Annotated in this window: 15 protein-coding genes; 1 reads left to right on the forward strand and 14 read right to left on the reverse strand. The window is 40.2% G+C overall.

Going from position 1 to position 19125, the window contains the following annotated elements; genetic code table 11:
• Positions 1–57: 57 nt before the first annotated feature.
• Positions 58–2562 carry a YfhO family protein gene (locus ACGE0T_RS20405; protein ID WP_459188407.1) on the forward strand — a complete coding sequence of 835 codons (2505 nt, stop codon included), beginning with the start codon at positions 58–60 and terminating at the stop codon, positions 2560–2562.
• Between the two features lie 488 nt (positions 2563–3050).
• Here ACGE0T_RS20405 and ACGE0T_RS20410 read toward each other — a convergent pair whose 3' ends face one another.
• From ACGE0T_RS20410 to ACGE0T_RS20475, 14 genes are all read right to left on the reverse strand, one after another.
• The gene (locus ACGE0T_RS20410) at positions 3051–3641 is read right to left on the reverse strand and encodes a hypothetical protein (RefSeq protein ID WP_459188408.1); all 591 of its coding nucleotides are present in this window, start codon (positions 3639–3641) and stop codon (positions 3051–3053) included.
• Between the two features lie 159 nt (positions 3642–3800).
• Positions 3801–4031, reverse strand: a complete 231-nt coding sequence (locus ACGE0T_RS20415; RefSeq protein ID WP_459188409.1) for a hypothetical protein — start codon at positions 4029–4031, stop codon at positions 3801–3803.
• Positions 4032–4070: 39 nt separating this feature from the next.
• A complete protein-coding gene (locus tag ACGE0T_RS20420) occupies positions 4071–4637 on the reverse strand; it encodes a hypothetical protein (RefSeq protein ID WP_459188410.1) in 567 nt (188 codons plus the stop codon).
• A 212-nt stretch (positions 4638–4849) separates the two neighbouring features.
• On the reverse strand, positions 4850–6313 hold the full coding sequence (locus ACGE0T_RS20425; protein ID WP_459188411.1) for a SusD/RagB family nutrient-binding outer membrane lipoprotein: 1464 nt from the start codon (positions 6311–6313) through the stop codon (positions 4850–4852).
• 38 nt (positions 6314–6351) lie between these two features.
• Entirely contained in the window at positions 6352–9573 is a 3222-nt protein-coding gene (locus ACGE0T_RS20430) for a SusC/RagA family TonB-linked outer membrane protein (protein WP_459188412.1), read from the reverse strand.
• Positions 9574–10340: 767 nt separating this feature from the next.
• Positions 10341–11459 (reverse strand): glycosyltransferase, encoded by a 1119-nt coding sequence (locus tag ACGE0T_RS20435; RefSeq protein ID WP_459188413.1) that lies wholly within the window; start codon positions 11457–11459, stop codon positions 10341–10343.
• Positions 11456–12013 carry a D-glycero-alpha-D-manno-heptose-1,7-bisphosphate 7-phosphatase gene (locus ACGE0T_RS20440; protein WP_459188414.1) on the reverse strand — a complete coding sequence of 186 codons (558 nt, stop codon included), beginning with the start codon at positions 12011–12013 and terminating at the stop codon, positions 11456–11458. Before ACGE0T_RS20440 ends, ACGE0T_RS20435 begins: the two co-directional genes overlap by 4 nt.
• Positions 11991–12695 carry a nucleotidyltransferase family protein gene (locus ACGE0T_RS20445; RefSeq protein WP_459188415.1) on the reverse strand — a complete coding sequence of 235 codons (705 nt, stop codon included), beginning with the start codon at positions 12693–12695 and terminating at the stop codon, positions 11991–11993. The genes ACGE0T_RS20440 and ACGE0T_RS20445 overlap by 23 nt, the downstream gene beginning before the upstream one ends.
• A 4-nt stretch (positions 12696–12699) precedes the next feature.
• Complete coding sequence (locus tag ACGE0T_RS20450; RefSeq protein WP_459188416.1) at positions 12700–13284, reverse strand: D-sedoheptulose-7-phosphate isomerase; 585 nt, start codon at positions 13282–13284, stop codon at positions 12700–12702.
• On the reverse strand, positions 13263–14300 hold the full coding sequence (locus tag ACGE0T_RS20455; protein WP_459188417.1) for a GHMP family kinase ATP-binding protein: 1038 nt from the start codon (positions 14298–14300) through the stop codon (positions 13263–13265). The genes ACGE0T_RS20450 and ACGE0T_RS20455 overlap by 22 nt, the downstream gene beginning before the upstream one ends.
• Positions 14290–15081, reverse strand: coding sequence for a class I SAM-dependent methyltransferase (locus ACGE0T_RS20460; RefSeq protein WP_459188418.1), 792 nt, complete (start codon positions 15079–15081; stop codon positions 14290–14292). Before ACGE0T_RS20460 ends, ACGE0T_RS20455 begins: the two co-directional genes overlap by 11 nt.
• Positions 15082–15205: 124 nt before the next feature.
• Entirely contained in the window at positions 15206–16624 is a 1419-nt protein-coding gene (gene ahcY, locus ACGE0T_RS20465) for an adenosylhomocysteinase (RefSeq protein ID WP_459188419.1), read from the reverse strand.
• 208 nt (positions 16625–16832) lie between these two features.
• Entirely contained in the window at positions 16833–18488 is a 1656-nt protein-coding gene (locus ACGE0T_RS20470; RefSeq protein ID WP_459188420.1) for an AMP-binding protein, read from the reverse strand.
• 13 nt (positions 18489–18501) lie between these two features.
• Positions 18502–19086, reverse strand: a complete 585-nt coding sequence (locus ACGE0T_RS20475) for a helix-turn-helix domain-containing protein (RefSeq protein WP_459188421.1) — start codon at positions 19084–19086, stop codon at positions 18502–18504.
• Between the last annotated feature and the right edge of the window lie 39 nt (positions 19087–19125).

Here is a 19125-nt window from a genome sequence, read left to right on the forward strand (position 1 = left end):
CTTACTGTGCATTAAAATAAATCCCCTACTTTTGCACAGGATAAAATTTTTTAGAATATGCAAGATTTGTGGAAGAAATACGGTAGACATCTGATAGCTGTCTTATTGTTTATAGGATTAGTTGTTGTTTATTTTGCTCCGTCTGTGATAGACGGGAAAGTGTTGAGGCAGGGCGATTCTATGAAAGTTGTCGGGATGGCAAAAGAATTAACGGACTATTATAATAAGGATCATGTAGTTTCCGAATGGCTGGGCAGCATGTTTTCCGGTATGCCTTCTTATCAGGTGGCAATGCCCGGTATGAAACCTAATCCGGTAAGTTACCTGGGTAATATAATCAAAAGTATAGATCCGATGGGTGCCGGAATGGTGCTTACCGGATTGATTGCATTTTATATCCTGATGTGTATCATGGGGGTAAACCGCTGGTTGGCGATTGCCGGTGCGATTGCCTATGCGTTAGCTTCTTACAATATTATTATTATCGAGGCGGGACATGTCTCGAAAGCATATGCCATAGCTTATATGCCGCTTACTGTAGGAGGCATGTTCCTGCTGTTTAAGCAGAAATATCTCTGGGGAGTCATACTTTTCACAATCGGTACGGCGCTTTCTGTTCTGGAAGGGCATCTTCAGATTACTTATTATCTCGCATTTTTCTGTGTTTTCATCTATCTGGGTTTTGCTTGGAAAAAGATGAAAGATAAACTTTATCCAGAGTTGCTGAAAGTAACAGGCATGTTGTTGGCAGGTATCTTGTTGGCTATGACTCCGAATATCGGGAACCTGTATATGAATTATGAAATGAGTAAGACAAGTACCCGTGGTACTTCGGAGCTGACTCAACCTGCCGGTGAAACACTCGGAACCCAAAAGAAATCTTCCGGCCTGGATAAAGAATATGCCTTCCAATGGAGTTATGGAGTAAAAGAATTGCTTACGGTTCTGATACCGGATGTTTATGGCGGTAGCTCGGGAGGAACATTGGACGATTCGTCCAAGCTGTACCAGGAATACCGTAAAAATGGGGCGCAGGTAGGCAATACCTTGCAGGCGCCAACCTATTGGGGAGACAAGATATTTACTTCCGGTCCGGTCTATTTCGGGGCGATTGTTTGTTTCCTGTTTGTACTGGGAATGTTTGTGGTGAGAAATCAGATGAAATGGTGGCTGTTTGCCGGTGCACTGTTCTTTGCGTTCTTGTCGTTGGGACGTAATTTCGATTTGTTCAATGATTTTATGTTCCATCATCTGCCTATGTATAATAAATTCCGTACGCCGGAAATGGCATTGGTAATACCCGGCTTAGTCTTCCCGTTGATTGCTATCTGGGGGCTTAAAGAAATCCTGTCGGAAAAAGTTGATGATAAATTGTTGAAAAAAGGAGGCCTTTGGGCTTTAGGGATAACCGGTGGTTTGTGTGTAGTTGTCTGGTTAATGCCGACACTATTGCTTAATTTCCAGTCTGCTTATGATGCCCAGTTCCAGAATCAGGTTCCGGATTGGTTTTATCCGGCATTGTTGATGGACCGTGCTTCGCTTGCTTCTGCCGATGCATTCCGTTCGCTGGTATTTATTTTGTTGAGTGCCGGTTTGTTGTTCTATTTCTGGACAGCAAAAAATAAACAGACGGCTGCTACTTATGTAAGTATAGGTATGATCGTATTGATGCTGGCGGACTTCTGGAGTGTTGATAAACGCTATTTGAATGCGTCTAATTTTACAAACGAGCAATTGCAGGCAAACTTCAAAGAATCAGTTGCCGACCAGGATATATTGCAAGATAAAGATCCTTCTTATCGTGTATTGAATTTGAATAATCCTTGGCAGGAGACGTTTACTTCTTATTACCATAAATCGATTGGCGGTTATCATGCGGCAAAACTTCAACGTTACCAGGAACTGATTGATCGTCGTCTGGATCCCGAATACCGTGCGATTATAGGTGCTTTCCAAAAAGCCCAGTCTTTGGAAGACATCTTTCCGGCTTTGGCTTCGGCCACTTCTCTGAATATGTTGAATATGCGTTATATTATTTATAATGCTGGACAGCCTGCATTGAAGAATCCGTATGCGTATGGAAATGCCTGGTTTGTGGATGCTATCAGGATGGTGGAGAATGCAGATGAAGAAATGGCTGCTTTAAATACTTTGAATCCGTTGGAGACGGCCGTAGTGGACAAACGTTTCATAAAGGATATAGAAGGTTTCGTCCCTCAAAAAGATAGTACAGCAACAATTGTGCTGGAAAAATATACGCCGAAAGAATTAACCTATAAGAGCAAAGCGGCAAATGAGCAATTAGCCGTCTTCTCGGAAATTTATTATCAGCCGGGATGGAAAGCTTATGTCGATGGAAAGGAAGTACCTCATTTCCGTGCGGACTGGACGCTGAGGGCTATGCATGTTCCAGCCGGTGAGCATCAGATTGTCTTTAAGTTTATACCGGATGGCTATTTGGCTGCAAGTGGTGTTGCCTATTATGGCGGTTTATTGATTTTGTTGTTGTTTATTGGGGCTATAGTTTATTCGGTAGTTCGTCTGGCTAAACGGAAAGAGTAAGAAAAGTGTGCTCCACTGCTCTATAAAGTGTTTTTTAGAAGTGAATGAAGTGAAAATCAGGTATGCGAATTCATAAATGAGTTTGCAATATCAACTATCATACTGACATTTTTTGTGTAAGTGATTTATTATCATTTTGTTGAGACTATGATAGTTGTGCTTTGGAACTATCATAGTACTATCATACCATCATTTATTGTTTTGTAAGACACTGATTTTTTGTCGATATAACCTGTTTATTATCAAAAATATATATGTTTATTGGTGTTTATACCCCCATCTGGACAGTATCGAGATCCGGGTCTCAGTACCGTTCCGATGGGGGTATAAACTTAGTGAAAAAGAGCATCTTTGGCATAATATGTGCTTGTTTGGGGATAAAAATATGCTTGTTTCTATCTCTTTACACTATAGTTTGTGCAGATATGAATGAGTTGTATAATATAATAACGATGGTGGTGATAAGTAATTCTCTCATAATTTATTAGTTAATATTGATATTTCTGTATAATTGGTTTATTGGAATATTTATTTTCGTATTTATCTTTAAAGTTGATAATGCCAAAACTTGCTTGTTTGAATGACTTCTTGTTATGTATTTTGACATAAGACTTAATGTCTATTTGTCTGAGCATTTGAGTGAATTTATACAATTGTTTATCTATTTTCTTTAGTTTATCTGCATGCTTTTGGGGAAAATAGTATTGATAATATATCAAATTGTATTGATTATCAAAATAAGCAACGAAATTTAAATGATCCAATAGGCATATATCTTTTAGATTTAATCCTTCAAAAGATTGTTGTATCAACGAATCTAATACTATTTTCATTTCTTTGGGATTTATAAACCAGTATCGATTGTCATGGGATGAGTCGATCTCCTTTAATACAAGGTCTTTCGGTTTTAAATACAAGATTGTATCTGATTTTGATTTTTCAATTATAAAATAAGATGATGTTTGTTCTCTATTTTTGTTTTGAAATTTCCTTCCTAATTCTCCAATATTAAATGATCCACGTTTGAATAACGATTCATTTCGTATTTCGATATAAGGTTTAAGATTGAGCGATTTCATCTTTTGTGCAAATTTATGTAATCGTTTTTCCCATTTTAATATATCTTTAGTATATTTCGAACCTATAACAGTGTATCTATAGTATATCATTTTCCCATCTTTATCAAAGATGAAAGAAAATGTTGTATGATGGAATGCTTTTAAATCTTCTGTATTAAGTTAAATACCATCAAATGCTTCATTTAAAAATAATGAGCAACTATCCATTAATGGTTTTAGATTCCCTTTTAGAGTGACACTGTTATCTGATGGACCTGTTATCTCTGGTAAATGAAGGTCTTTGGGTACTATTTCTGAGGAATCTTCCTTAATTAAGAAGTACTGCGACTTTTGTGCATATGTTTGTATGCTGAATAGACTTATAAAAGTGATAATAAATAATGTTTTCATGATTTTGTTATTTGTAGGTTAATAATTATTGATGATTTGTTATTCCTTTTTATTTTTGAATTTCCTTCCTAAATCTCCAGTACTTAATTCTACACGTTTGAATAAAGGTTTATTCTGTATTTCGATATAAGGTTTGAGATTTAACGAGTTCATTTTTTGTGTAAATTTATGTAATTGCTTTTCCCATTTTAATATGTTTTTAGCATATTTTGGACCTATAATAATGAATCTATAGTATATTATGTCTATATTTTTATCAAAAAATAAAGAAAATGTTGTATGGTGGAATGCCTTTAAATCTTCTGCATTAAGTTCAATGCCTTCGAATGCTTCATTTAAATATAATGAGCAGCTATCCATTAGCGGTTTTAAATCTTTTTTTACGGTAAACCTGTTGTCTAATGGACCGATTATTTCTGGTAGATATAGTTTTTGTGGTAATATGTGAACAGAATGAGTATTTTTCTCTATTAAAAAATACTGGGACTTTTGTGCGTGTGTTACTATATTGAATAGACTTACAAAAATGATAATAAATAATATTTTCATGATAAGTTTATTTTTAGTAACGTAAGAATCCACACATTTATTGATGGCTATCTCCATATATCTATTTTTGTAGGTGATATAATTGTATTATAAGCATTTATTATAGTAGAAGTCTTGGCAGACTTGGGGGCGTTGCTGTTTTTGAAAAGGAAAAAAATCTGGACGAGTATTCTCTACTGGTCCAGATTAAGTGTGTCTAAAAATGTGTTTAAAAAATGTGTTTAAAATGTCATGTTTTGGTTATATATCTCATAAATTAATGACATTCTTTAGTTATTGGGAGCTACATCCCACCATACGCGAGTTTCGATATTGTCTGGTCCTTGCTCTGCTACAGCTGCATTATAATTATCCATGTTGGTATTATAATCCGGCGCGCTGTAAGTCATGCGGTAGGGTATATGGTCTACCAATGCGTTCGGACCTACTTTTAACTTCGGAACATTCAAACGTCTCCAGTCAGACCATGCTTCGAAACCGTTCTGCATGAAGTTTGCCAACCAACGTTGCATAGCAATTTTTTCAATTTTCTGGGCAACAGTACCTTCAAATTTGATATCAGCTTGATCACAATAAGCTTCAACTGCTTCTTCCGGATTTTTCAGTTCGTCGATATCATCATATTGGGCGAAAGAAGCTGTAATGCCGGCTTTATATAACTCAGCAGGATCGGCATTGATCCAGCCACGTACAGCGGCTTCTGCTTCGATAAGCAGGATATGCGACGGAGAGATTACAACAACCGGTGAATTTTGCTGGTAATAACGTTCAGCAAAAGCGGCACAATCTTTATAATTTGTAACGTCTGCCTGAATAAGCCCGAAAGGAACGCCTTTATACTCTCCCAGAGAGTTTGGAACGGCATAAGCGTGAATACGCGGGTCTTTGTAGGCCAATAGCTGATCGAGGATTGTTTTTGAAGGAGCATAATCTTTACGTCCGGAAACAACCATGTTGTCATACATCGGGTTTTGATTGGCTGTTTCTTGCAGATATTTGTAAACCAGCATTTCGTCATTGTCTGTCATGCCGCCGTCTGCATATGCCTTTGCAAAACGTTCTTTACCTACTCCGGGTGCAACATCGCTCAGTTTGATTGCCATCATCATACGGATAGAGGCATTTAACTTTTTCCAGTTAGAGATATTGCCGGCATATAAAATATCGAAATTCTTATCCAATGAACTGGATGCATCGAACTGTGCATATGCTTCAGTTAATTCTTTATCCAGGTCTGTATAGATAGATTCCTGTGAATCGTATTTAGGTGTAAAGTTGGCATCATCACCCTTCAATGCTTCCGAATAGGCAATCATTCCCTGAGCATCGGTCAAACTCATATAAAAGAGCGCACGCAATGTTCTACAAGCGGCAATCTGATTAGCTGCCGACCCGAGCTGAACAACATACGACTCATTTTTTGTTTCTTCGTCTGTGTTCAGTTTAATGATACCTTCCAGGTTACGCAGTGTCTCAGTATAGTAACTTGTAGTTGCAAACTGCGGCTGTGAAAAGTTTGTAAACTGGATTGATTTACCTTCTGAAACATATTGAGGATAAATTTGTGTCCATGGGTTAAATGTGCTGACCATAGACAGAGTGGGGACCTTTTTGCACGCATAAGAAAACAGAAAGCGTGTATCAGGCTTGGATGGGTTATTCGGATCCACATTCGTATCACCAAAATCTCCACAGCCGGTAACAGTTATCATTCCGGCTAAAGCTAATATCATTAATTTAATTTTATTCATATCTGTAATTCTCCTTAATTTTAAAATGTAAGACTTACTGTGCATCCGAATGAGCGGGTAGAAGCTGCCTGGCCGGTTTCGATATAGTTCCAATATGCGGCACCTGCTTCAGATGGGTCAACATTAGGAATTCCGGAATAAATCAACCAGGGGTTCTGTGCAACAAATGAAACGCTTGCTTTCTTGATGCCTGTACGTGTTCTCTGTAAGAAAGGAGCCGGTACATCATAAGTAATAGACAACTCACGCATTTTCAAATAACTTGCATCATATACGGATCCTTCCAAAATTGTGGAACGGAGAGATTGGTAATAGTATTGTGCGTCTACATATGAACTTACCGGAGTATATGTTCCGTCTCCATTGTCTACAACACCCTCAACTCTTACACCACCACCATCGGCAACGGAATTACGAATAGGATTGCCTTTATCATTTAGGCCGGCAGTCTCTTCTAATAAACCGGAACCATTACCGTTTAAGTTAGTGAAGGAAACCAGACTACCTCCAATCTGGAAGTCAAATGAAGCTGCCAGGCGGAAATCTTTGAAGCGAAGAGAGGTAGAGAAACCTCCGGTGAAGTCTGGTTGTACATTGCCTAATACATCCAAAGAGTTTGTTTTCGGTACCGGATAATATTCTCCTATTGACGGATTGCCAGATTTTTTCATAATGATATTTCCGTTCGGGTCTTTAGTCCAGGAAGAACCACGGATTACACCGATCGGTTCGCCGACTTCTGCATAAGAATAAACATAAGAGGCTCCTAAACCATAGTAAGTAATACGATACTCATCTACACCTTCGGCAAGTTCTTCCAATGTATTGCTATTCTTTGAAATATTAGCATTGATTTCCCATGTCCAGTCTTTTGTCTGTATAGGTGCACCTCCCAAAGAGATTTCGATACCACGGTTGCGGATTAAACCAGCATTCAATTTGCGGGAAGTATAACCACTGGCAGGAGTCGTGTTTACATTAATAATCTGGTTTTTGGAATCACGGTTATAGAAGTTGAAGTCTCCCCAGAAACGGTTCTTGAACATACGGAATTCCGTACCTACTTCATAGGACGTAGAGATAGTCGGTTTGATATAAGGATCTTTCAGGTTCGGATCGTACCACATATTAGAGAAAGAACCGTATTTTATCAGATTACCACTACCGTCTTTTACTTTATAAGTAGGATATACGTTATAAGCAGACATCGTAGAACCAACTTGTGCCATAGATGCACGCAGTTTCCAGAAGTCCAGCCATTCAGCGTTTTTAATCCAGTTACTTGCGATTGCAGCAACAGAAACACCTCCGTATAAATAACTGTTTTTGTCCGGGTGCAAGGTAGATGTCCAGTCATTACGTAATGAGAAATCCAGATAGTAGGTGTTATCCCATCCGATTGTTCCTGTACCGAAAATACTGCGGTCTTTCTGGTATGTCTTTATAGTTGTTCCTTCCGGTTTACCAACTGAACCTGCTGTACTGAAGAATTCATCCTGGAACAAACCGTCTGTTGTTTTTGCTAACGTACGTTTATAGGAATAATTTCTGGCTTCAAGGAATAAAGCAGCATCGATTGAAAGACGATTGTCGATGAAATGGTCATTCCATGTCAAACGTCCTTGTGTCTGGATATCGATGATAGAGTTCTGTTCTTCTTCCAGTCTTGGTGTTTCACCCAAGATGTTGAAAGGTACAGATAAATCGTAGAAATAATTACGGATGTTTCCGTTTACACGGATACCTGCTTTTAAGTTTCCGATAATGTCTAAAGATGCATCTGCATTGAAAACATTCCACTGGTATATTTCATCTCTGTTGATTGTTTCAAACAAAGCATATGGGTTTTCATGATATGCCGGAGTCAGGTTGGTCGGTCCGTTGATATTCCAAGTATAGAATGTACCGTCAGGACGGCGGAAATCTTTTAACTGGCTTAGATCGACATTGGTATGTCCCCATTGGATGTATGAATAAAGTGCATTACCGGTTCCACCATAACCTTCCTGTGCTGCGTTATGATTCTTACGATAGGTATATTTATAATCCAAATTGACAGTTAAGCGGTCTACCGGTTTGAACTGTGTTTTCACAGATAAGAAACGACGGATAGCGTCACTGTTCGGGGTAATACCTGTACGGGCAGAGTTTGTAAAAGAAATGCGAGACATATAATCTTTGCCGGAACGGGCAAATGAAAGGTTTGTTGTGTTGGACACACCTGTGTTGAACAAATCTTTCAGATTCATACGGTTTTCCCATTTTTCAGTCTGACCGAATAAAGGATGAGTAGGATCCCATGAATACCAGGGAGCATATTCGCGTCCGTCAAATTTGGGTCCCCAACTGGCGTCATCACCAAAATCATAGTAAGCTTTTCCATTCATTTGTTGCAAATAAGCCGGATGTATGCTCGGGTCATAATTGAATACATCCAATTCTCCATCGGCACCATAATATCCACCACCGTATTGGTCTTGAAGTTTTGCATGGATATACGGAGTTTCAAATGAAAGCGTGTGGCTTACGTTAAATTCCATCTTATCACCAGTAAGCCCTTTGGTTGTGATAATAATCGCTCCATTACCTCCACGGGCACCATACAATGCAGTTGCGGCCGGGCCTTTCAATACGTTTACAGATTCAACATCGTCCATATTGATGGAGTTGGCATTTGCAATGACACCGTCTACTACATAAATAGGTTCGCTACCACCTGCATCTGTTAATCCGCTGGTACCACGTAATACAATTTTACCGGCATCGAATTTTGCGCCGGAACCTCCTAAGAAACGTACACCGGAAACTTTACCAACCAATGCATTGTTTAAGTCAGTTTGGCGGGTTTGAACCAGTTCGTCTGCTTTTAGTTGTTGGGTGGCATAACCCAAAGATTTCTGTTGGCGGGTAAGTCCTTGTGCTGTAACTACAACTTCTTCCAAATCCTGAGTGTCGGATTGAAGAACGACATTAATTTTAGGTTTTACTGCCACATCTTGTGTGTTCATACCTACAAAAGAAATCTGGAGAATTTTGGCTCCATCCGGCACTTCCAGAGTAAATTTACCATCGGTATCTGTTACTGTTCCGACCGTTGTACCTTTTACAACGATGGATGCTCCGATAACTGGTAATCCGTCGTCTGCGGAAGTAACCGTACCCTCTACTTTCTTAGTTTGGGCAACAATCATACTAATCCCCACAAAGAAGAAAAGCAAGATAAAAGTTAACTTTTTCATCATAATACACATTCTTATAGATTCGACTAAATTGAAATAATGCAACGTCTCATATGCCATAGTCTTAGTAGAACTAAGTAAAAAAAAGAGGGATATTTGTGAAATATTGTCATAGTCGAGATCTTAAAAGAAATTATAGATTTTGGGTGTTTAACTCAATATTTGAAAATATTGTATTTAATGGAATGGTGGGAATTTCCTTAAAAGTGCATGTACACTAAATCTAATGTAGATAAATGACTCGATAAGTCTGTAAAATGAATCAGAATGATTTTTTAGGCAGTGGCAATATGATTATTCTTAACCCCATGAAATAATTACTTTAGCTCTTATAGATGCTTTTTTTATCCTTTTCAAATATATTTTTGAGCAAAAAGCAAAAAAAATACTGTCTTTAACTTTTATATTTGGATAAATTATATAATTTTACGCGATGAATTATTTAACAATCGATAAACACTGTTAGGTTTTCGTAAGGTATAAGCAGTCTTAGATAGTCGATTTATGCGTGAAAAAACAAAAATAGTAATGAGTTCTACTAAAACTATGGTGATTTTATCGTATTTACAGTCTCTTTTTTCTACCCGCTAACTATGAATAAATGAGGTATGGACCAAACAAAAATGATAAGTTTTTAACTCTACTGGATTAGAATCAAATATTATTGTACAAAACGTATTCATTGCCTGTGTGTATTATGAGAATTATATACACAGGTAACGAATATGTTTTGTGCAGATAGTGAGGCTATATGCGTATGTGACTGATATTTAGAGTTGTTTAGAGAAAGAGATAAGCGCTTCTGAAAAATTCTCCCAGGTTAATAGGGCCTTCTCCTTTTGAATATTGGAGACGAAGACCTGACGATTCTTGTTATAAAAAGCTTGGATAGTTTTAGCTATGTCACCTGCATTTATTTCCGGTACCATGAGTCCGGCTCCCGGTTTTTCAATGTTTTCACTTAGCCCACCAGTGTTAGTCGCAATCAGAGGCAGTTCGAAATGGAAAGCAATAGAAGTAATGCCGCTTTGGGTTGCCGAGCGATAGGGCAAAACGCAGACATCTGCCGCAGAGAAAAATAAAGGAACTTCATTGTCGCTGATATAGCGGTTGAATACTTTGATACGTTCCGGATTGCGGATATTTTTTATTTGTTCGGTATACTTATCGAAGCTGCCATAGCTTTCTCCGGCAATGATTAGTTGGTAACTGTCATCCAACTGGTTTACTGCTTCGATCAATAAATCCAAACCTTTATAGTCGCGTATCAGCCCGAAGAACAAAAGGGTCTTTTTATCCGTATCTATGCCTAATGTTTTTCTGGCTTCGGAAACCTCTACTTTATCACCGAAGTGATTATATAAAGGATGGGGTTTTAACAGATGCGGTGCGTCCGGACGCAGTGCCAGTAAATCCTTTTGTACAGACTCACTCATTGCAATAAAACCGCTATTTTGTTTCAGAAACCATGTAGTCAGCGGTTTATCGAAGAACTTCTGTTCGTGGGGGATTACGTTATCCAGTACAGTAATTACTTTACATCCTTGTTTTTTAAGTTTGTGTGCTACTGTACCCAAGGAAGGAGCGAAATAAGACATCCAGTATTTCATAACCAGCACATCCGGCTTTTCTTTGGCTATGCGGTTGGCAGCGCTGAGATAAGTCAAAGGGTTGGCAGTGTCCAATACAGGGATGCTGTTTATGATAACCGCATTGTCTTCTGCTGTTACATATTGAGTCTTTCCCGGGAAGAGGAAATCCGGATATTGTCTTTTGAAGGTGAAAGGAAGTACTTCATGTTCTTTTCCGAGTGCTTCATATAAATTAGCGTTGAATTGGGCAATTCCTCCGCGAAAAGGATAAAAAGTAGAAAGATATGCAATTTTCATAAATGTAATTCCTTATTAATTTCAGTTGCAAAGGTAAGCAAATCCGGATAATGTCTGTAAATTCTTAGCCCGGCAAGTTCTTCTTCCTTATATTTATTGCCAATTAAGACAGCCGGAATATGTGCGTTGTTGGCAAATTCAATATCGGACAGGCTGTCTCCTGCAAGTAAACTTTGGGAGAAGTCAATATCGGGGAAATCCTGAAGTGCCTGCATAGCCATGCCCGGATTCGGTTTTCTGTTTGGATTATGGGAGTCTGTTTCTGTACAAACATATATTTTATCTATTCTTCCCCCATTGTTTTGTATGGTTTCAAGCATTTGGCGATGGATAGTTCCCAAATTTTCTTCTGTCATCAGCCCGCGTCCTACGCCCCGTTGATTAGTCACAATCAGAATATGGGAGAAAAGTGGTGCAAGCAATTTCAGAGCCTCAGTTACCCCTTCGATAAAGATAAACTCTTCCGGTGATTTCACATAATCATTCGGGCGTTGCCGGTTGATAACCCCGTCGCGGTCCAGAAACAGTGTATTATAATGTTTTATATTTCCCATCCCTGAAATCGATTTGAGCCTGTGAATAATCAGCAGGTATGCCAATATCAATAAAATACCTATCGGATATGTATCCTGATAATCCACCGGATGGCACTATTGTTTCAAAAAAGTCTTTTTCTAAAGAGAATTTTTCCGGATATTCCCGTAGCTCTTTCCTGTTTATCAGGTACACCCCTCCGTTTATTAATCCGGATTCACAGAATTGCTTTTCTCTAAAAGCTTTGATTTTATGGGTTTGACAATCTGTTTCAACCAGTCCGTAGCGGTCGAAATTTGTCATTTTTTTCAAGGCAAGAGTCGCTTTTGCCTGTGTATCCCGGTGTATTGCAAGCATTTCAGGATAATCAATTCCCAGGAATGTATCCCCGTTTAAAATGAAGACTTCTTCTTGGTTCGCTTGGGATAAAGCGAACTTTACAGCTCCGCCGGTTCCTAAAGGCTGTTTCTCTATGACAGAACTGATTTGCAGGGATGTTTGAAATCCTTTTATCCATTCTCCTATTACTTCGTGTTTGTATCCGAGTGATAATATGACATGGGTGAAGCCGTTTTGCTCCAATGTTTCCAATAAATAATGGAGGAATGGTCTGCCGGCTACCGGGGCCATACATTTAGGGACATCCGAGACGACGCTTTGTAAACGCGTTCCCATTCCTCCTGCCAATATGATACATTCCATTTTCTTATTTATCAAAGATTGCTGCCTCAACCAGTTCACAAATAATGTGTCCGATAGTGATATGCCCTTCTTGTATGCGTGGTGTGTCGCTTGAAGGAATATTAATCAGGATGCCTGCTTTGGATTTTAATTCTCCTCCGCTTCTGCCGGTAAAGGCAATCGTTGTAATTCCTTTTTCTTTACATACCTCAAAGGCTTTGACAATATTGGTTGAGTTTCCTGAAGTAGAAAGACCTACTAATACATCTCCCGGTTTACCAAGCCCGGACATCAGGCGGGCATAAATAATATCGAATGAATAGTCGTTACCTACGGCAGTCAGATATGAAGTGTTGCAATGTAAGGCTTCGGATGGCAGCACTCTCCGGTCGATATAAAATTTACCGGAAAATTCAGCAGCAAGGTGCTGGGCATCGGCAGCACTACCTCCGTTTCCGCAAAAATAAACTTTACCACCGTATTTGAAACAGGTAATAATCGTTTCTACAGCGTCATTAATTGCAGTGTGCAACTGCGGATCGGCCATGATTTGCCGGATTATTTCCTGATGCTGTAACAGCCTGTCTTTTATGATTCCTTTATAGTCCATGTTATAAGTCCTCTTTTGCAAAATTCGAAATACTTTACATTACCGATATTGAGGTTTGTCAACGCCTCGGAAACCTTGTAACAGGTATTACCGGGACAATAGAAGAACATAAAACCTCCTCCTCCCGCTCCGGAGATTTTACCGCCTAAAGCACCATTGGCTATAGCCGTTTCATAAATATGGTCGATAAACTCGTTGGATATATGACGGGCCATTTTCTTTTTGTTGTTCCAGCTCGAGTTCAGGGCTTTTCCTAATTCCCATAACTCGTCACGCAATAAGCAGTTTTTCATACGGAATGCCTCTCTCTTAACATTGTGCATGGCTTCCAGCGAGTCCAGGTTTTGTCTCTTTACATTCTCTGCCTGTTCTTCAATGATTTTAGAGGAACAGCGTTGTTTGTTTGTATAAAACAGGACGGTATTCATCGCCCATTCCTGTAAAATATCATCATTAATTCGCAGAGGATTTACAATTACGCGGTCGTTTTCCAGGAACTCCATAAAATTGACACCTCCGAAAGTGGCTGCATACTGGTCTTGTTTCCCTCCAGCCATTTGCAGGTCTATACGTTCTATTTCATAGGCATAATGAGCTATATCATAGCGTCCGAGAGGCAGTTTAAGCCATTCGGTAAATGCACCGAGGATGGAAACGACTAATGTGGATGAAGTTCCCAGCCCGGAACCGGAAGGAACATCCATACTGGTTATCAGTTCAAAAGAAAGAGGTTCGCCGTTATTGTGCCGGGCAACGATGGAATTATAAATACCATGTTGCAATACCAAAGGCCCTTCGAGGGGAAGCTGGCTTATTGCATCAAATTCTTCTACTATATTATCGTTTATATGTACAAATCTGATTTTGCCGTTGTCCAAAGGGCGGATAGTAGCATGGGCATATAAATTAATGGTGACATTCAGTATGGCACCTCCATAGATGTCGGAATAAGGAGAAACATCGGTTCCTCCTCCTGCAATACCCAGCCGGAATGGCGCTTTACTCCTATAAATCATTTTGTTCTGTTTTCAGGTCTAATAAATAATATCCGCATGTCGTATAGAAATTACGAATATAGGGAATATTTAATAGTTTCCATAATTCGCGGGGACGGAGCCCGAACTTTATTTCATAATTAGGATTGATGAAATAGAGTACCTCTTCTTTTATATTGTATTGTTCTTTGTTTACAATGGATAAATAGCGTTCGAGGGAAATCCCGGTATCCTTAATTTCCAATAGTTCATTCGGATTTATACCTCCCCATTCCAGCAATTTTTTATATAAACTGCGGGGAAGCAAATGCATCCACGGAAGATGGGATAAATACTTATTGCTGCAAATCTGTTGGTGTCCTCCGAATGGGTTTTGCCAGGGAGGAAATGCTACAAAAATAACACCCCGGGGATTTAGAAAACGTTTAATAAAAGGAAGAAATCTTTCCTGGTTGGGGATATGTTCGATGACATCGCGAATAATGATAATATCGAAAGTTTCATCCAGGTCGGTTACCTGGTAAATATCCCGGCAAATCAGTGAAAGGTTCGAATAATTAGGGTGGTTGGCATAAAAATCTTTGGCTTTCTCTATTTGTACACCATTGAGGTCGATACCGGTTACCTTGCAACCTAAATCCAGAAATGGTTGAATATTCCCCCCTTCGCCACACCCAATCTCAAGCACTGTGGTTTCGGCTGTTATTGGATGATGCTTTTCTATAAAAGGGATAACGTATTTTTGAGTGGTATAGGCTTGCTCCCTAAAGTATAAAACCCTGTCGGAATGTCTTTTCTGCATCGCGAAATCGGTTAGCAGTTGACAAGTAGCAAATGACAGTTGACAATTCTTCAGCTTTCAACCGATTTTGTATATCGGACGCGAAGCCTGACTGTCACCTGTCAATTGTCACCTGTCACCTGAATTAGTATCTGTAGTGGTCCGCTTTATAGGGCCCTTCTACAGGAACACCTATATAATCGGCCTGTTTCTGTGTCAGTGTGCTCAGTTTTACGCCGATACGTTCAAGATGGAGACGTGCAACTTCTTCGTCCAGACGTTTAGGCAGGCGATATACACCTATTTCATAAGGCATTGTCCATAAATCCATCTGTGCCAATACTTGGTTCGTGAAAGAATTACTCATTACGAAAGAAGGGTGGCCGGTTGCACAACCCAGGTTAACCAAACGACCTTCTGCCAGCAAGAAGATAGAGTTCCCTGTCGGGAATGTATATTTATCAACCTGCGGTTTGATATTGGTATGTTTGATGTTCGGGAAGTTAACCAACTTCTCTACCTGAATTTCGTTATCGAAGTGACCGATGTTGCAAACAATCGCCTGGTCTTTCATCTGTGACATATGCTCGATTGTGATAATGTCGCAGTTTCCGGTTGTCGTGACGAAGATGTTACCTTCTTTCACAGCTTCTTCCATCGTTGTAACTTCAAAACCCTCCATAGCAGCCTGTAAAGCACAAATCGGGTCAATTTCAGTTACCAACACACGGGCTCCGTATGAACGCATGGAATGTGAACATCCTTTTCCTACATCACCGTATCCTGCAACGACAACAACTTTTCCTGCAATCATAACATCTGTAGCACGTTTGATACCGTCTGCCAACGATTCGCGGCAACCGTACAGGTTGTCAAACTTGGATTTTGTAACAGAGTCGTTTACATTGATGGCGGGAACCAGCAGTTCGCCTCTTTCCATCATCTGGTATAAACGGTGTACGCCTGTTGTTGTTTCTTCGGAAACACCTTTCATTTCAGCAACCGTACGATGCCAGCGTGCATTATCTTCCTCAAGAATGCGGTGAAGCGTATCCAGAATTACTTGCTCTTCATGATTGCTGCCTTTACGGTTAATGGTTTCTGCATCATTCTCTGCGCGGTATCCCATATGTATCAACAGAGAGGCGTCGCCACCATCGTCTACAATCATATGCGGTCCTTTGCCACCGGGGAAACGGAGTGCCATTTCAGTACACCACCAGTATTCTTCCAGTGTTTCACCTTTCCAGGCAAAAACAGGAACTCCACTTGCCGCAATAGCTGCCGCAGCATGGTCCTGTGTGGAGAAGATGTTGCAGCTTGCCCAACGGACATCTGCTCCCAACGCAACTAATGTTTCGATTAACACTGCCGTCTGGATAGTCATGTGCAGTGAGCCGGTGATGCGCGCGCCTTTCAGCGGTTTCTGGTCTGCATACTTCTGGCGAAGAGCCATAAGACCCGGCATTTCGTGTTCGGCGATTTCAATCTCTTTGCGACCGAAATCCACCAGATTCATATCTGCCACTTTGTATGGCAAATCTGTTGGAAATAAAGATACCATTATTAAATTGTATTATTAATTTAAATATTCGGCAACAAAGGTAAGAAAAAGAGCGGAGTAAATGCGGTTTTTTCAGTTGATAATTGACAAGTGGCAGGAGTAGGTAGTAGTTGACAGTTGACAAGTGACAGTTGACAGTTCGCTTCCGGTATATAAACTGGTTGAAGCGGGAATAACTGTCAACTGTCACTTGTCAACTGTCAACTCTTTAAGCTGGTTCGATTCCTTTTTCCTGCAGTAATTGCAGTCCTAAATCTTTCAGCTTGAATTTTTGGATTTTACCGCTTCCTGTCATCGGGAAGGTATCTACGAAGAATATGTATTTGGGTATTTTGTGGCGGGCTATTTTACCACGACAGAAATCTTTTACTATTTCTTCTGTCAGGGATGCATCTTCATGGAGGATGATAAAGGCGCCGACTTCTTCCCCGTATTTCTTGGAAGGAACAGCTGCTACCTGCACATCTTTCACTCCTTCCAGATGGTAAAGGAATTCTTCTATTTCACGCGGGTAGATATTCTCTCCTCCGCGGATAATCATATCCTTAATGCGTCCGGTGATACGGTAGTTGCCGTTTTCATCTTTCACGCCGAGGTCGCCGCTGTGAAGAAAGCCGCTTTTATCGATTACTTCATTGGTCGCAGCCGGATTATTGTAGTAACCTTTCATTGTATTGTAACCACGGTTACACATTTCTCCTTGTACGCCAACCGGGCACTCTTCGCCTGTTTCGGGGTCGATAACACGTACTTCTGTAAATTCGAAATCACGTCCGACAGTATTATATCGTATATCCGCATCATCATCAATACGGGAATGAGTCATACCAGGTGATGCTTCGGTTAACCCGTATACACTGGTTACACGCATGAACATCTTTTCTTCTACCTGGCGCATCAGTTCTACCGGGCAAAGCGAGCCGGCCATGATTCCGGTCCGGAGTGAAGTCAGGTCGAACATGGGGAACATCGGATGGTTCAACTCGGCAATAAACATGGTGGGTACTCCGTAAAGTGCCGTGCATCGTTCTTTATGTATGGATGCCAGTACAACCAGCGGGTCAAACTTCTCGACCATAACCTGTGTACAACCGTGTGTCAGAACGTTCATGGATGCCAGTACAACACCGAAACAGTGGAAAAGAGGGACACAACAGCAAAGTTTGTCGGCGGCTGTGAATTTCATATGTTCACCGGTCAGCAAGCCGTTGTTTGCGATATTGTAATGTGTCAACATGACCCCTTTAGGGAAACCGGTCGTACCGGAAGTATATTGCATATTGACAACATCGTGGCAGTCGACAAGTTTTTTGGCAGCATCCAGTTTGTCGTCACTGATATTTTCTCCCAGCAAAAGTAATTCCGGCGTGTTATACATTCCACGGTATTTTTCCTGTCCGATGTATACTACATTCTTTAAAACCGGAAAACGTTTACTTTTCAGGTATCCGCGTTGTGATTCTTTTAACTCGGGGAGCATGGTGTATACCATATCTATATAGCTTCCGTCGAATACGCCGTCGGTAATGCATAACGTATGTATATCTGCATTTTCAACCAGAAACTCCAGTTCGTTCTGTTTGTAGTTGGTATTTATAGTGACTAAAACGGCTCCGATTTTGGCACCGGCATACAGGAATGTCAGCCAGTCGGGCACATTCGTGGCCCAGATACCCACATGAGTTCCGTGCTTAATGCCGATAGAAAGCATTCCTTTCGCCATCCTGTCTACTCGTTCATTGAACTCTTTCCATGTGAAACGCAGGTCACGGTCGGAATATACCAGGTATTCTTTATCCGGGGTAGTTTCGGCCCAGTGTTCCATCCACTGTCCGAGTGTCTTATTCTGTAATTGTACTTCCATAACAGCACGGATATTAATAAGGAGTATATACTACACCTAAAATTTTGGCTGTATTGTCGGCTGCGGCATGTACATGATGGGCAACAATCGAGTCATAGTAAATGCTGTCGCCTTCTTCCAGTACATAGGTATTTTTGCCGTAATTGATTTCAAGTACACCTTCCAATACATAGATAAATTCTTCACCTTCGTGGGTGGACAATACGAAATCGACACCTTCTTCAGAAGGGGCAACATCTATCAGGAACGGTTCCATGTGGCGTCCGGATTTGTCTTGAGACAAAGAATGGTATTCCATATGTTTGCGTGCCTTAACGGAATTGTTCGTAAATCCTATGCTGTTTGTTTCGTTGCTGTCTTTTTTTCGGCAGATAACAGGGCCCAGTTCAGACTGGTCGTCCAGGAACGTACCCAAGCGTACCCCTAATACTCTGGCTATTTTAATTAACGGAGCTAATGAAGGAAAGTCTATATTGCTTTCTATACGTTCTATTTGTTCAATGCTTAATCCCGACCGTTCGGCAACTTCTTCTATTGCTAATTGTTTCGATTCGCGGATGCTTTTAATTTTTGCACCAATAATCTTGTTGTTCCCCATAAGTATGATTTATTTTATTGATTGCTATTAAATTGTAAC

It is taken from the genome of Parabacteroides sp. APC149_11_2_Y6 (assembly GCF_054506995.1).

Excerpts from the sequence above, each read along its gene's own strand:
- ACGE0T_RS20405 (WP_459188407.1), top strand. The coding sequence starts at position 58 with ATGCAAGATTTGTGGAAGAAATACGGTAGACATCTGATAGCTGTCTTA.
- ACGE0T_RS20410 (WP_459188408.1), bottom strand. The coding sequence starts at position 3,641 with ATGAAATCGCTCAATCTTAAACCTTATATCGAAATACGAAATGAATCG.
- ACGE0T_RS20415 (WP_459188409.1), bottom strand. The coding sequence starts at position 4,031 with ATGAAAACATTATTTATTATCACTTTTATAAGTCTATTCAGCATACAA.
- ACGE0T_RS20420 (WP_459188410.1), bottom strand. The coding sequence starts at position 4,637 with ATGGAGATAGCCATCAATAAATGTGTGGATTCTTACGTTACTAAAAAT.
- ACGE0T_RS20425 (WP_459188411.1), bottom strand. The coding sequence starts at position 6,313 with ATGATATTAGCTTTAGCCGGAATGATAACTGTTACCGGCTGTGGAGAT.
- ACGE0T_RS20430 (WP_459188412.1), bottom strand. The coding sequence starts at position 9,573 with ATGATGAAAAAGTTAACTTTTATCTTGCTTTTCTTCTTTGTGGGGATT.
- ACGE0T_RS20435 (WP_459188413.1), bottom strand. The coding sequence starts at position 11,459 with ATGAAAATTGCATATCTTTCTACTTTTTATCCTTTTCGCGGAGGAATT.
- ACGE0T_RS20440 (WP_459188414.1), bottom strand. The coding sequence starts at position 12,013 with ATGGGAAATATAAAACATTATAATACACTGTTTCTGGACCGCGACGGG.
- ACGE0T_RS20445 (WP_459188415.1), bottom strand. The coding sequence starts at position 12,695 with ATGGAATGTATCATATTGGCAGGAGGAATGGGAACGCGTTTACAAAGC.
- ACGE0T_RS20450 (WP_459188416.1), bottom strand. The coding sequence starts at position 13,284 with ATGGACTATAAAGGAATCATAAAAGACAGGCTGTTACAGCATCAGGAA.
- ACGE0T_RS20455 (WP_459188417.1), bottom strand. The coding sequence starts at position 14,300 with ATGATTTATAGGAGTAAAGCGCCATTCCGGCTGGGTATTGCAGGAGGA.
- ACGE0T_RS20460 (WP_459188418.1), bottom strand. The coding sequence starts at position 15,081 with ATGCAGAAAAGACATTCCGACAGGGTTTTATACTTTAGGGAGCAAGCC.
- ahcY (WP_459188419.1), bottom strand. The coding sequence starts at position 16,624 with ATGGTATCTTTATTTCCAACAGATTTGCCATACAAAGTGGCAGATATG.
- ACGE0T_RS20470 (WP_459188420.1), bottom strand. The coding sequence starts at position 18,488 with ATGGAAGTACAATTACAGAATAAGACACTCGGACAGTGGATGGAACAC.
- ACGE0T_RS20475 (WP_459188421.1), bottom strand. The coding sequence starts at position 19,086 with ATGGGGAACAACAAGATTATTGGTGCAAAAATTAAAAGCATCCGCGAA.